Below are 12627 nucleotides of genomic sequence, written 5' to 3' on the forward strand. Positions count from 1 at the left end.
CCCGTCCCACCACTGGAGCTCCCCATGATCCGCAGATCCGGCCCGCTCGCCGCGACGGCACTGGCCGCCGCGCTCGTCCTGTCCGCATGCGGGGGCGGAGGGGACGAGTCGGGCCCCGCGGCCGGTCCGGCCGCCCCGGCCGCCGAGGCCGGCGGTCCGCTCGACCTCGCCGGGGCCTGCCCGGCCACGGTGGTGCTGCAGCAGGACTGGCAGCCCGAGGCCGAGCACGGCTCGATGTACTCGCTGGTCGGGCCCGACTACCAGATCGACACGAGCACAAAGTCGGTCACCGGATCGCTCGTCACGCAGGGCGTGGACACCGGGGTCGACGTCGAGGTGCGGCCCGGCGGCCCGAACGTCGGGTTCCAGCCGGTGCCGGCCCTGATGTACCTGGACGACTCGATCACGCTCGGCGCGGTCAACAGCGACGCGGCGATCGCCGCGTTCGCCGACCAACCGACGGTCGCCGTCGCCTCGCAGCTGACCGTGAGCCCGCAGATCCTCATGTGGGACCCGGACAGCCACCCGGGGATGACCACGATCCGCGAGGTCGCAGCGAGCGGTGCGCCGGTCCTCACCTCCGGTGACATCGTCCCGGCCCTGCTGGCGGGCAAGGGCATCATCCAGCGCGGGCAGATCGACACCAGCTACGAAGGCACGCCCGCGCGGTTCGTGTCCGACCCGACGATCCTGCAGCAGGGCTTCGCGACGGCCGAGCCGTACGTCTACCAGAACGAGATCCAGGAGTGGGGCCGCCCGGTCGGCTACGAGCCGCTCGCGAACTACGGCTACTCGATCTACCCGGAGCCGATCGCCGTGCGCGCCGACAAGCTCGATCAGCTGCGGCCGTGCCTGCAGAAGCTCGTGCCGATCATGCAGAAGTCCCAGATCGACTACCTCGCGAACCCGGCCCCGACCAACCGCCTGATCGTCGAGCTGGTCGAGGCGTACCAGACCGGGTGGAGCTACTCGCCGGGCGTCGCGGAGTACTCCGCGAAGGCCCAGGTCGACCAGGGCTTCGTGAAGAACGACCCGGCGTCGGGGGTGTTCGGGCAGCTCGACCCGGACCGGATGCAGGAGATCGTGTCCACGTTCGGGCCGATCCTGCAGTCCCAGGGCACGATCACCAGCGTCCCGGACGCGGCGAGCCTCTACACCAACGACTTCATCGACCCGAGCATCAAGATGGAGGGGCCGTGACCGTCGCGGAGCGCACGGCGGAGGCCGCCGCCGAGATCGCACGGCTCGGTGTGGGCACGGTGTCGGTCGACCCGGCGTTGATCCTGAAGGTCTCGTCGGACTGGTCGCGCATGTCGCCCGTCCTGCAGGAGAAGGTGCCGGCCGGGCGCTATCTCGCCGAGGCCGTCGTCCGCCCGACGCAGCCGGAGCACGTGCCGGAGGTGCTGCGCGTGGCCTTCGAGCACGACGTGCCGGTCACGCCGCGCGGGGCGGGCACCGGCAACTACGGGCAGGCCACCCCGTTCGACGGCGGCATCCTGCTCGACCTGCGCGGCCTGGACTCGATCACCGTGAACCCGGGCGGCACGATCACGGCGGGCGCGGGCGCCCGGCTCACCGCGATCGACAAGGTGGGCCGCGCGGCCGGGCGCGACATCTGGATGTACCCGTCCACGAAGACGTCCACGATCGGTGGGTTCATCGGCGGCGGCAGCGCGGGCACCGGCACGATCGAGCACCGGACCACGGACGACGGCTTCGTCGTCTCGGTGCTCGTCGCGCCGATGGACGGCAGCGGCGCGATGCGCCGGGTCACCGGCGACGAGCTCGCGGCCTACATCCACACCTACGGGGTCACCGGCATCCTCGTCGACGTCGAGATCCGCACCGACCCGGCGCGCGACTGGGTGGCCGTCTACGGGAGCTTCGGCTCCTACGCCGACCTGGTGGCGGTACACCGCTCGCTGCTGGACCTGCCGCAGCTGCCGCGGCTGGCGTCGGCCGACGAGCCCGCGCTCGTGCCGACGCTGACGGCGCCGATGAAGCTCGACCCCGACCGGTACAGCCTGCGGGTTATCGCCGAGGCGTCCACGGCGGGGGAGGTGGCCCGGCGGATGGCGGCGGGCGGCGAGCACGTCACCACGCTCACCGACTACACCGAGACCGACCGCCTCTCGGGCATGTCCTACAACCACCCGGTCTGGTTCTTCCAGCGCGGCAACCCGGGGCGCACCTACTTCCACATGGAGTCGGGCGGCCCGGCGATCTGGGACGACCCCGACGCGGTGCGGGAGGTGTACGAGGGGCCCGTGCACCTGCACCTGGAGCTCTTCAGCCACGGCCCGGGGGCCATGATCGTCGCCGAGTACCGGGGAGAGGACGCCGTGCTCGCCGGGATCCCGCGGCTGGACGCGATCGGGGTGGGGGTCCACTCGCCGCACCAGTGGTACGTCGACCGCAACGTCGAGCTGGCCATCGAGACCGCCCGCGTGACCGACCCGAAGGGTCTGCTCAACCCGGGCAAGCTCACCGCCGCCCCGCCGGTCGACACGCGCGTGAACATCGGGGTGCGCTGATGGTGCCGCGGTTCATCGACCTCACCGCGCCCCAGGTGGCCGCGCTGCCGCCGGACACCGTGGCGGTGCTCCCGCTCGGGGCGATCGAGCAGCACGGGCCGCACCTGCCGGTCTCCACCGACTACGTGACGGCGAGCGAGGCGGCCGAGGCCGCCGTCCGGACCGTCGCGGAGGCCGGCAGCGCGCCGGTGGTGCTGCTGCCCGCGCTCGCGTACACGAAGTCCGACGAGCACCACTGGGCTGCCGGCACGATCTGGCTGTCCTGGGACACGCTGATGCGCACGCTCGTGGACATCGGCCGGTCGCTCTCGACGTCGGGCATCTCGCGGCTGCTGTTCGTCAACGGGCACGGCGGCAACTCCGCGCTCGGCCAGGTGGCGTGCCGGGAGATCCGGATCAGGTTCGGGCTGCGCACGTTCTTCGCGCACCTGTCGGTGCCCGCCGACCAGGGCGGGCGGACCTCGGCGGAGACCGAGTACGGGATGGGCGTGCACGGCGGCCACGGCGAGACGTCGCTGATGCTGCACCTGCGGCCCGACCTGGTGCACATGGAGCACGCCCGGCGGAACGTGCCCGAGGGGCTTCGCTCCTTCGAGCACATCGGGTTCGGCAAGCCGGTGTCGTTCGGCTGGACCAGCGCCGACTTCGGTCCCGACGGCCACGTCGGCGACCCCACCGGCGCCTCCGCGGAGCACGGCAAGATGATCTTCGAGGGGGCCGTGGGCCGGCTCGCCGAGGTGATCGTCGAGGCCCACCGCTTCACCACGCAGTAGGTCGCGGTCGTGCCCGTGATCCGCGCCTACCGGCCGGAGGACCGCGCGGCCGTCGCCGAGATCTGCGTCCTCACGAGCAACGTGGCAGACGACTCGCGCGAGCGCTACCCCGACCTGCTGCCGAGCATCTACGCGCTGCCGTACGTCGAGCACGAGCCGGGGCTCGCGTTCGTGCTCGACGACGGCGGCGCCGCCGTCGGGTACGTGCTCGGCACCGCCGACACCCCGGCGTTCGTGACGTGGTTCCGGGAGGAGTGGCTGCCCCCGCTCGCCGAGCGCCACCGGCTGCCGGAGCGGCCCGGCACCACGCTCGACCGGCTGGTCCGCACGCTCCACGACCCGGAGCGGATGCTCGTGGGGGAGGTGGCCGACCACGCCGCCCACCTGCACATCGACCTGCTGCCCGCGTACCAGGGAGCCGGCCACGGCCGGGTGCTCATGACCGCGTTCCTGCGGGCGCTGGGCGCGATGGGGGTGCCCCGCGTGCACCTGCAGATGGACCCGGCCAACGCCGGAGCGCGCGCCTTCTACGACCGGCTGGGGTTCCACGAGATCGCGGTGGCGGGCTTCCCGGACGGCGCATTCCTGGGCCGCGCCACGATCGTCGTGTAGACCCGCCGGGGCGGCGTCGTATCGTGCTCGCGGAGGGGGCGAGCGATGGGCGAGCGTCAGCGAGCGAATCATCGGCACAGCGCCCGCGCGAAGCGCCGGCCGAGCGGCAGCGAGGCCGAGCGATGAGCAGTCGCGGGTGGGTGCTGTTCGCGGCGATGGGCATCCTGTGGGGAATCCCGTACCTGATGATCAAGGTGGCGGTGGAGGGCGGCATCTCGGTCCCGGTGCTCGTGTTCGCGCGCACCGCCGTGGGGGCCGCGATCCTGCTGCCGCTGGCGCTGCGGGCCGGCCGGCCGGCGTGGTTGCGGGAGCGCTGGCGTCCGCTGGTGGCCTTCGCGGCGATCGAGATCATGATCCCGTGGTACCTGCTGTCGGACGCGGAGCGGCACATCACCAGCTCGATGACCGGGCTGCTCATCGCGGCCACCCCGATCGTCGCGGTGCTGATCGGCCGCGTCACCGGCGACGCCGAGCGGCTCGGCGTCGCACGGTGGGCCGGCCTCGGGGTCGGTCTCGCCGGCGTGGTCGTGCTGGCCGCACCCGCGCTGGGTGAGGGGAGCCCGTGGGCGGTCGTCGAGGTGCTGCTGGTCGCGGTCTGCTACGCCACGGCACCGATCATCGCAGCGCGCCGGCTGGCCGACGTGCCGACGCTCCCCATGACGGCCTTGTGCCTCGGCGGGGCCGCGCTCGTCTACGCCGCACCCGCCGCCCTCACCTGGCCGCAGGCCCTGCCCGACGGCCACGTGCTCGCGGCGCTCGCCGGTCTCGCCGTCCTCTGCACGGCGCTGGCGTTCCTCGTGTTCTTCGCGCTGATCCGCGAGGCCGGGCCGTCGCGGGCGCTCGTGTTCACGTACGTGAACCCGGCGGTCGCGGTCACGGCGGGCGTGCTCGTGCTCGGTGAGCCGCTCACCGCGTCGATCCTCGTGGCGTTCGCGCTGATCCTCGCCGGCTCCGTGCTGGCCACGGCGCCGCGGGCGCGGAAGGCCGTCACACCCGTCGGGTCTCCCGAATGCAGATGACCGCGATCAGGCTGATCACCGCGACCGCCACCATGTACGCCGACACCGAGAGCGACGTGCCGGTGGAGTTGTGCAGCGCGGTGGCGATCAGCGGCGCGAACCCACCGCCGACCACCGCCCCGACGGCGTAGGAGAACGAGGCGCCGCTGTAGCGGTAGCGCGCCTCGAACATCTCGGCGAAGAGCGCCGACTGCGGGCCGTACGAGGCGCCGAGGCCGATCGTCAGGACGATCACCGAGATGATCATCAAGGCCGTCGACCTGGTGTCGATCAGCAGGAAGAACGGCACCGGCCACACGACCAGCAGCACCGAACCGACGAGATACACCGGCTTGCGTCCGACCCGGTCCGACCACTGCGCCGACACCATGATGCTGACCAGCCACGACACGCTGCCGATGATCACGACGATCAGCATCGTGGTGCGGTCGACCTTCAGCACCGACGTCCCGTAGGACAGCAGGTAGGCGAGGAAGACGTAGCCGATCGCGGTGTTGGCGATGAAGCTGACCGAGGCCAGCAGCAGCTCGCGGGGCCGCTCGCGCAGCACGTCCATCATCGGCACCCGGGCCCGGACGTTCTCGTCGCGCAGCGTCGCGAACACGGGGCTCTCCTCGATGCGCAGCCGGATGAACAGCCCGATGCCGACGAGCACGATGCTGAACAGGAACGGCAGCCGCCAGCCCCAGCTCGCGAACTGCTCGTCGTCGAGCACGCCGACGGCCACGAACACCAGCTGGGCGAGGATCAGCCCGGCCGGCACCCCGATCTGGGAGTACGAGCCGTAGCGGCCCCGCTTCCCCTCCGGCGCGTGCTCGACGGCCATGAGCGCGGCGCCGCCCCACTCACCGCCGGCGGACAGGCCCTGGAGCAGCCGCAGCACGAGCAGCAGCACGGGCGCGAGCAGGCCGATCTGGTCGTAGGTGGGCAGCAGCCCGACGCCGACCGTGGCGAGGCCCATGAGCAGCAGCGACGCGATGAGCATCGCCTTGCGGCCGATCCGGTCGCCGAAGTGACCCCAGAGGATGCCGCCGATCGGCCGGGCGAGGAAGCCGACGCCGAGCGTCGCGAACGCGGCGAGCGTGGCGGACGCCGGTTCCAGAGTCGTGAAGAACTGCGAGCCGAACACCAGCGCGGCCGCGGTGGAGTAGATGAAGTAGTCGTACCACTCGATGGTCGTGCCGACCGCGCTCGCGAGCGCCACCCGCCTCATCTGGCTCGGGTGTGACCCCGCCTCCGCGGCAGCAACCTTCGACGTCGGGTCCACCCCGACCACCTCCCCCTGTGCTGCGCACACGATCTAGTGCGGGGACCCGCGCGTCAACCGTCCCGGTGCATTGAGACGTCCATCCCGTTGCGCGAAACGGTATTTCATGGCCCGAGCGGGTGGAGTAGGCCCACGGTCGGCACTGTGACCTGCAGTGGGACCCTTTTCGGCGGTTGGGCGGGGGCGCCGAATTCGGCCTCCCCGTTGCACGATCCGGAATTTCGTGTCCTCGGTGGCAGGCGGATAGCTTCGGATTCATGGAGTGGAGCTTTCAGGCGGCCGAAGAGCTCGTTGCCGCGTTGCGCGCCGGTGCGGTGACGTCGGTGGAACTGACCGACGAGGCGATAGCCCGTATCGAGCGCGACGACAAAGTGATCAATGCGATCTGCGTGCCGGACTTCGACCGTGCGCGGGCCGCCGCACACCGTGCCGACCAGGCACGCGAGCGTGGTGAGGACCGGCCGCTGCTGGGCGTTCCGGTGACGGTCAAGGAGTCGTACAACATCGCCGGGCTGCCCACGACCTGGGGCATGCCGCCGCACCGGAACCACGTGCCGGCGCAGGACGCGGTACAGGTGTCGCGGCTCGATGCCGCGGGCGCGGTGGTGCTCGGCAAGACCAATGTGCCGTTGGGGCTGCAAGACATCCAGAGCTTCAACGAGATCTACGGCACCACCAACAACCCGTGGGATCACGATCGCACCTCGGGCGGGTCCTCCGGCGGATCGGCGGCCGCCCTGGCGTGCGGATTCGGCGCGCTGTCCATCGGCTCCGACATCGCCGGCTCGCTGCGCACCCCCGCGCATTTCTGCGGCGTCTACGCGCACAAGCCGACGCTCGGGCTGGCGGCCAACCGCGGGATGGTCCCGCCGTCCGAGCCGGCGCTGCCGGTCGACCTGGACCTCGCCGTCGTCGGCCCGATGGCGCGCACCGCCCGCGACCTCACGCTCCTGCTCGACGTCATGGCCGGACCGGACCCGCTGACGCTCGGCGTGGCGCACCGATTGGCACTGCCGCCCGCCCGCCACGAGCGGCTCGGCGACTTCCGGGTCCTGGTCCTCGACGAGCATCCGCTCATCCCGACCGGGTCCGCCGTGCGGGCGGGCGTGAACCGGGTGGCCGCCGCGCTGGTCGCCGGCGGCGCCCGCGTCGGACGGCACAGCCCGCTGCTGCCCGATCCGACCGAAGCCGCGACGCTCTACATGCAGTTGCTGATCTCGGGTTCCGTTGCGCGTTTTCCCATCGAATCGTACGAGCAGCTGCAGATCCGCGCCGCCGGGCTGAGCGCGGACGACCGGAGTCTTGACGCCGTGCGGCTGCGCGCAATGGTGTTCAGCCACCGCGACTGGATCGAGGCGAACAACCGCCGCGAGCTCCACCGCCACGGATGGCGGCAGCTGTTCGCCGAGTTCGACGCCGTGGTGTGCCCGATCACACCGACGCCGGCGTTCCCGCACGACCACGATCCGAATCCGTTGGAACGGCGCATCGAAATCGACGGCGTCGAGCACCCCTACTTCGACCAGCTCGTCTGGGCCGGCCTGGCCACCATGCCCGGCCTGCCCGCCACTGCGATACCGACGGGCCGGTCCCCCGAGGGCCTGCCGGTGGGAGTGCAGCTCATCGGTCCGATGTTCGAGGACCGCACCCCGCTGCGGCTGGCCGAACTGCTCGAGCAGGAGATCGGCGGCTTCCGGGCGCCGGAGTAGGCCCATCGCGTCCGGATCGCCGGTATGACGTGGTCTTCTTCGGCTTCTGGATCTCGCACGTGCCGCTGGAGCGGTTCGCGTCGTTCTGGTCGCTGGTCGCGGGCTGCCTGAAGCCGGGTGGGCGGGTGTTCTTCGTCGACGACGCGTACCGCACGCCGGACGAGCTCGTCGAGGGTGAGTCGTCCTCGACGGTCCTGCGCCGCCTGAACGACGGGTCCGCTCACCGGGCCGTCAAGGTGCCCCACCGGCCGCGAGATCTCGAGGAGCGACTCGCCCGGGTCGGGTGGTGGGTGCAGGTGCGGGCCACGACGACCGGACCGTTCTACTGGGGAGCCGGAAGCCCGGTCTCCTAACCGGTCCAGCCGGGTCGCACGAGCCCGCTCTCGTACGCGAGCACGACCACCTGCGCGCGGTCGCGCGCGGCGAGTTTGATCATGGCCCGGCTGACGTGCGTCTTCGCCGTCGCCGGGCTGACCACCAGCCGCTCGGCGATCTCGTCGTTCGACAGGCCCGCGGCGACCAGCGCCACCACCTCACGCTCGCGGTCGGTGAGCTGGCCGAGCAGGGCGGTGATCTGCTTGGCCGGCTGCGGCGGCTTCGCCCGCGCCGCGAACTCCTCGATCAGCCGCCGGGTGACGACGGGGGACAGGAGCGCGTCGCCCCCGTGCACCACGCGGATCGCGTGCACCAGCTCCACCGGCTCGATGTCCTTGACCAGGAAGCCGCTCGCCCCGTTGCGGATGGCGTCGAAGACGTACGCGTCCTCGGCGAACGTCGTGAGCACGATGACCTTCACGCCGGACAGGCGCGGGTCGGCCACGATGTCCTTGGTGGCGTCGAGACCGTTGCGGCCCGGCATGCGGATGTCCATCAGCACGACGTCCGGCTTGGTGTCGCGGGCCATCGTGACGGCGGCGGCGCCGTCCTCGGCCTCGCCGACCACCTCGATGTCCGGCTGCGCCCGCAGCAGCGCGCGGAACCCGGCGCGCACCAGCGCCTGGTCGTCCACCAGCAGCACGCCGATCATCAGTGCCCGCCTCCCGTCGTGAGCAGGTGCGCGTCCACCCGGAACCCGCCACCGGGACGCGGGCCCGCCGTGAGCGTGCCACCGAGGGCCGCGGCGCGCTCGCGCATCCCGGGAAGCCCGTTGCCGCCTCCCGCGCTCCCCGCCGGGCCGGTGCCGTCGTCGTCGATCCGCATCGTGATCCCGTCCTCGGTGTAGGTGAGCAGCACCGACGCCCGCGCGGGCCCCGCGTGCTTGCGGGCGTTCGTCAGCGCCTCCTGAATGATCCGGTATACGGCCGTGTCGACGCTCGGCGGCAGCTCCCGCGGCTCGCCGCCGATCTCGACGGCGACGGGCAGCCCGGCCGCGCGCGTTGCCTCCACGAGCTCGTCCAGCCGCGCGAGCCCGGCCACCGGCTGGTGCGGCGGCTCCTCGTCCACCCCGCGCAGCACCCCGAGGGTGGAGCGCATCTCGCGCAGCAGGTCGCGGCTGGACTGCTTGATCGCGGTCAGCGCCGAGCGCGCCTGCTCGGGGTCGTCGTCCATCAGGTAGAGCGCCACGCCGGCCTGGACGTTGATGAGCGAGATGTGGTGGCCGAGCACGTCGTGCAGGTCGCGCGCGATCTGCAGCCGCTCCTCGCTGCCGCGTCGGCGCTCGGCCTCGGCCGCCGCGGCCTTCGCCTGCTCGCGCCGCTCGCGCCGGGCCCGCCACAGCTCGACGGCCGCGACGTACGCGGCGATCCAGGCCAGCCACCCCGACGCGCCCGCGAACGGGAACCCGAGTTCCGGGCGGTGCACCACGTCCACCACCAGTACGCCGGCGAACGCGACGGCGGCGATCGCGTACCCCGCCCGCCGGTGGCCGCGGCCGACGGTGGTGCCGAGCGCGACGATCGAGGCGAGTGGCACCGGCCCGAACGGATAGCCGACCGCGAGGTAGATCAGGAGCACCCCGGCGACCCCGGCGAACACGGCAGGCGGGTTCCACCGGCGGAAGACCAGCGCGGCGGGCCCGGCCAGCAGCAGCAGCCTGCCGAGCACGTCGAGGTAGCGCGAACCCGTGCCGAACTCCTGGGCGAACGTCGTGCCGACGACGGTGAACACGGCGACGGCGACGGGGAGCACCACGGTGGGCAGGACACCCGCCCACCAGATCGGTCGCCCGCCGGTTCGCATGGGACCGACGCTAACCGCCGGCCGGTCCGCGCACCTCCGTCCGCGGGAGTGCCTCGTCCTACCGCGGACGGCGTACGGGTGCCACGTAGCGTGCCGGAGTGATCGGTCCTCTGACCGCACGAGCGAGCCACCGGTCTCCGAGCGCTCCCACACCAACTCTTGCGCCCGCACACGAACTGCAGTTGCTGTGTGAGCACCACCGTTCGTGTGTGAGTGGCGATCAACCGGGTCGCATCGACTTGCTCGACGCCGCGGTCAACTCGTCCCGGGCGGCGGCCACCCGCGCCTCGGTCCAGGTGATCCCGGGGTCGGGCTCCAGGAACGCGAGCGCGATGCCGGCCAGCGCGACGGCGCGCAGCGGCCAGCGCGCCGTCTCCCCGGTGCCGAACGGGTCGGCGTCCGCGTGGGCCTCGACGATGTCGGGGCTCGTCGGTGACATCAGCACCAACCCCCGGAAGTGCGCGCTGACCAGGCTCGCGAGGGCCTCGTAACCGGCGTCGAGCGCGGGGCGCAGCCGGAAGCCGAACAGCTCGGCCCACTCCTGCCACGCCGCGGCGATGCGGGTGGTGAAGCCCCGCTCGGACGCGGTCAGCGCCGCCTGCACGTCCGCGCGGAGGGTCCCGTCCGGGAGGCTGAGGAACGTGGCGTGCAGGGCGAGGTAGGTCCGCCACTCCGCGGACTCGTGCACGAGCGCGAAGTCCTGCTCGCCGCGGATCAGCTCCAGGAGCATCGCGCGCCGTCCGTCCGGCGTCTCGAGCAGGTCGAGCCGCTCGGTCGCGATCCCGGCGAGGACGGCGTCCGTCGTCTCGCGGCCGGCGATCGACGCGGGCGCCACCGCACGGGCGAGCTCACGGAGCAGGTCGCTGAAGAACAGGTCCTTGTAGGGCCAGCGGCGGTACACCGCGCTGCGGGCGACCCCGGCTTCCCGGATCACCTCCTCGAGGCTGATGTGCTCGAGGCTCACCGTCAGGCCGGCCTCGTTGACCATGGCCACCGCGCTGTCGAGCATGCGCCGTTCGGTCTCCCGGTCCGACAGCCGGCGTCGCCGGCGGGTGAGACCGGTGGGTTCGGAGCCGGTCGACACTGCCACCTCCCACATTGAGATACGATGTCTCAAGTCTCAAACTATGCCAGCAAGAGGACCGGATGCGCCCACTCGAAGCCTCCCTGCTCACCGCCATCGTGCTCGCGTTCGTCGTCCTGGTGGTGTGCCCGGGCCGAGCGCGTCACCTCCGCCTCCTCGCGCTCCTCCCGCTCCCGGCGCTGGCCGCGCAGGTGCTGGTCGAAGGGGCGCGCTGGCAGATGATCCCGGCCTACGTGCTGAGCGGGCTCGCCGCCCTGGGCTGGCTCACGCGGCCGGCCGGACGGCCGCCGGGGCGCGGGGTGGCCGTCGGCCTCGGCGTCCTGGGACTGGCCGTCGCGATCGCGGTACCGGTGGTCGTCCCCGTGTTCCGGCTGCCCGTCCCGACCGGCCCGTACGCGGTCGGCACCCAGACCTACCACTGGGTGGACGCCGGCCGCCCGGACGTCTTCACCGCCGATCCCGACGACCGGCGGGAGCTCGTCGTGCAGGTCTGGTACCCGGCCGCCGACGAGCCGTCGGCGCCGCGAGCGCCGTACGTCGCCGACGGCCGCGCGCTCGCGCCGCTGGCCCGCCTGATGAAGCTGCCCGGGCCCACCTTCGACTACTTCGACCAGGTCCGGACGAACGCCGTCGCCGGTGCGCCCGCCGTCCGCGAGGACACCCGTTATCCCGTGCTGATCTTCTCGCACGGTCGTGGCGGCTACCGCCAGCACAACACGGCGCAGGTCGAGGAGCTCGTGTCCCACGGCTACGTGGTGGCGGCCATCGACCACCCGCACGCCTCGGCCGGCGTGATCTTCCCGGACGGGCGGCAGGTCGACATGGACCCCCGGATGCTCGACCGCCCCTTCATCGACACCGTCATCCCGTTCCTGGCCCAGGACGCGTCCTTCACGCTGGACCGGCTCGCCGACGTCGACCACGCCGACGACGTCCTGGCCGGGCGGCTGGACCTGGACCACGTGGGCATGTTCGGGGTGTCGCTCGGCGGTGCCGTCACCGGCGAGGCCTGCAAGAACGACCCCCGCATCGGGGCGTGCCTGCCCATCGACGTGTTCCTGCCCGCCGAAGTGGTCTCCCAGGGCCTGCACCAACCGGTCATGTGGATCAGCCGCGACGCCGGCACCATGCGGCGCGAAGGCTGGTCCGAGTCCGACGTCGAGGAGACGCACCGCACCATGCGCGCGGTCTACGACCGACTGTCCGGGCCCGGCTACATCGTGCTGGTCCCCGGGATGTACCACGTCGACTTCTCCGACTTCCCGCTCTTCTCACCGATGCTCGCCAAGCCGCTCGGCCTCAGCGGCTCCCTCGACCCGCAGCGGGCGCGCGAGATCCCCGACGCCTACGCGCAGGCCTTCTTCGACAAGCACCTGAAGGGGCGGCCCGCCCCGCTGCTCGACGGCCCGTCGGCGCGGTTCCCCGAGGTGCTCTTCGAAAGCCGGTAGCCG

General features: G+C 72.3%; 12 protein-coding genes. 8 read left to right on the top strand and 4 right to left on the bottom strand.

Annotated elements, in window-relative coordinates; genetic code table 11:
- The first annotated feature begins 24 nt into the window (after nucleotides 1–24).
- The 5 genes from ACU436_RS21925 to ACU436_RS21945 all read left to right on the top strand — a co-directional run bounded on the left by ACU436_RS21925 (nucleotide 25) and on the right by ACU436_RS21945 (nucleotide 4938).
- Nucleotides 25–1200, top strand: a complete 1176-nt coding sequence (locus tag ACU436_RS21925) for a substrate-binding domain-containing protein (protein ID WP_459028081.1) — start codon at nucleotides 25–27, stop codon at nucleotides 1198–1200.
- Nucleotides 1197–2534, top strand: coding sequence for an FAD-binding oxidoreductase (locus ACU436_RS21930; RefSeq protein WP_459028083.1), 1338 nt, complete (start codon nucleotides 1197–1199; stop codon nucleotides 2532–2534). Before ACU436_RS21925 ends, ACU436_RS21930 begins: the two co-directional genes overlap by 4 nt.
- Nucleotides 2534–3307 (top strand): creatininase family protein, encoded by a 774-nt coding sequence (locus tag ACU436_RS21935; protein WP_459028085.1) that lies wholly within the window; start codon nucleotides 2534–2536, stop codon nucleotides 3305–3307. The genes ACU436_RS21930 and ACU436_RS21935 overlap by 1 nt, the downstream gene beginning before the upstream one ends.
- Before the next feature lie 9 nt (nucleotides 3308–3316).
- Entirely contained in the window at nucleotides 3317–3919 is a 603-nt protein-coding gene (locus ACU436_RS21940; protein WP_459028087.1) for a GNAT family N-acetyltransferase, read from the top strand.
- A gap of 122 nt (nucleotides 3920–4041) precedes the next feature.
- Complete coding sequence (locus tag ACU436_RS21945) at nucleotides 4042–4938, top strand: DMT family transporter (RefSeq protein ID WP_459028089.1); 897 nt, start codon at nucleotides 4042–4044, stop codon at nucleotides 4936–4938.
- Here ACU436_RS21945 and ACU436_RS21950 read toward each other — a convergent pair.
- On the bottom strand, nucleotides 4907–6151 hold the full coding sequence (locus ACU436_RS21950; RefSeq protein ID WP_459028189.1) for an MFS transporter: 1245 nt from the start codon (nucleotides 6149–6151) through the stop codon (nucleotides 4907–4909). The two genes, ACU436_RS21945 and ACU436_RS21950, sit on opposite strands and share 32 nt — an antisense overlap.
- A 311-nt stretch (nucleotides 6152–6462) precedes the next feature.
- Here ACU436_RS21950 and ACU436_RS21955 point away from each other — a divergent pair, with 311 nt between their 5' ends.
- Both ACU436_RS21955 and ACU436_RS21960 read left to right on the top strand, forming a co-directional pair.
- Entirely contained in the window at nucleotides 6463–7914 is a 1452-nt protein-coding gene (locus ACU436_RS21955) for an amidase (protein ID WP_459028191.1), read from the top strand.
- 29 nt (nucleotides 7915–7943) lie between these two features.
- Nucleotides 7944–8267: a hypothetical protein gene (locus ACU436_RS21960; RefSeq protein ID WP_459028091.1), complete on the top strand. Its 324-nt coding sequence runs from the start codon at nucleotides 7944–7946 to the stop codon at nucleotides 8265–8267.
- Here ACU436_RS21960 and ACU436_RS21965 read toward each other — a convergent pair.
- The 3 genes from ACU436_RS21965 to ACU436_RS21975 form a co-directional block, all read right to left on the bottom strand.
- The gene (locus ACU436_RS21965; RefSeq protein WP_459028093.1) at nucleotides 8264–8941 is read right to left on the bottom strand and encodes a response regulator transcription factor; all 678 of its coding nucleotides are present in this window, start codon (nucleotides 8939–8941) and stop codon (nucleotides 8264–8266) included. The genes ACU436_RS21960 and ACU436_RS21965 overlap by 4 nt on opposite strands.
- A complete protein-coding gene (locus ACU436_RS21970; RefSeq protein ID WP_459028095.1) occupies nucleotides 8941–10092 on the bottom strand; it encodes a sensor histidine kinase in 1152 nt (383 codons plus the stop codon). The genes ACU436_RS21965 and ACU436_RS21970 overlap by 1 nt, the downstream gene beginning before the upstream one ends.
- 220 nt (nucleotides 10093–10312) lie before the next feature.
- Nucleotides 10313–11191 carry a TetR/AcrR family transcriptional regulator gene (locus tag ACU436_RS21975; RefSeq protein ID WP_459028096.1) on the bottom strand — a complete coding sequence of 293 codons (879 nt, stop codon included), beginning with the start codon at nucleotides 11189–11191 and terminating at the stop codon, nucleotides 10313–10315.
- Between the two features lie 47 nt (nucleotides 11192–11238).
- Between ACU436_RS21975 and ACU436_RS21980 the strand changes: the two genes are divergently transcribed.
- Nucleotides 11239–12624 (top strand): alpha/beta hydrolase family protein, encoded by a 1386-nt coding sequence (locus ACU436_RS21980; protein ID WP_459028098.1) that lies wholly within the window; start codon nucleotides 11239–11241, stop codon nucleotides 12622–12624.
- The last annotated feature ends 3 nt before the right edge of the window (nucleotides 12625–12627 follow it).

The sequence above is a fragment of the Pseudonocardia wallangbongensis genome (assembly GCF_054486945.1).

Bases quoted from the DNA above. Each gene is read 5' to 3' on its own strand.
- ACU436_RS21975 (WP_459028096.1), bottom strand. From the start codon at position 11,191: ATGTGGGAGGTGGCAGTGTCGACCGGCTCCGAACCCACCGGTCTCACC.
- ACU436_RS21925 (WP_459028081.1), top strand. From the start codon at position 25: ATGATCCGCAGATCCGGCCCGCTCGCCGCGACGGCACTGGCCGCCGCG.
- ACU436_RS21935 (WP_459028085.1), top strand. From the start codon at position 2,534: ATGGTGCCGCGGTTCATCGACCTCACCGCGCCCCAGGTGGCCGCGCTG.
- ACU436_RS21970 (WP_459028095.1), bottom strand. From the start codon at position 10,092: ATGCGAACCGGCGGGCGACCGATCTGGTGGGCGGGTGTCCTGCCCACC.
- ACU436_RS21965 (WP_459028093.1), bottom strand. From the start codon at position 8,941: ATGATCGGCGTGCTGCTGGTGGACGACCAGGCGCTGGTGCGCGCCGGG.
- ACU436_RS21980 (WP_459028098.1), top strand. From the start codon at position 11,239: ATGCGCCCACTCGAAGCCTCCCTGCTCACCGCCATCGTGCTCGCGTTC.
- ACU436_RS21955 (WP_459028191.1), top strand. From the start codon at position 6,463: ATGGAGTGGAGCTTTCAGGCGGCCGAAGAGCTCGTTGCCGCGTTGCGC.
- ACU436_RS21950 (WP_459028189.1), bottom strand. From the start codon at position 6,151: ATGAGGCGGGTGGCGCTCGCGAGCGCGGTCGGCACGACCATCGAGTGG.
- ACU436_RS21945 (WP_459028089.1), top strand. From the start codon at position 4,042: ATGAGCAGTCGCGGGTGGGTGCTGTTCGCGGCGATGGGCATCCTGTGG.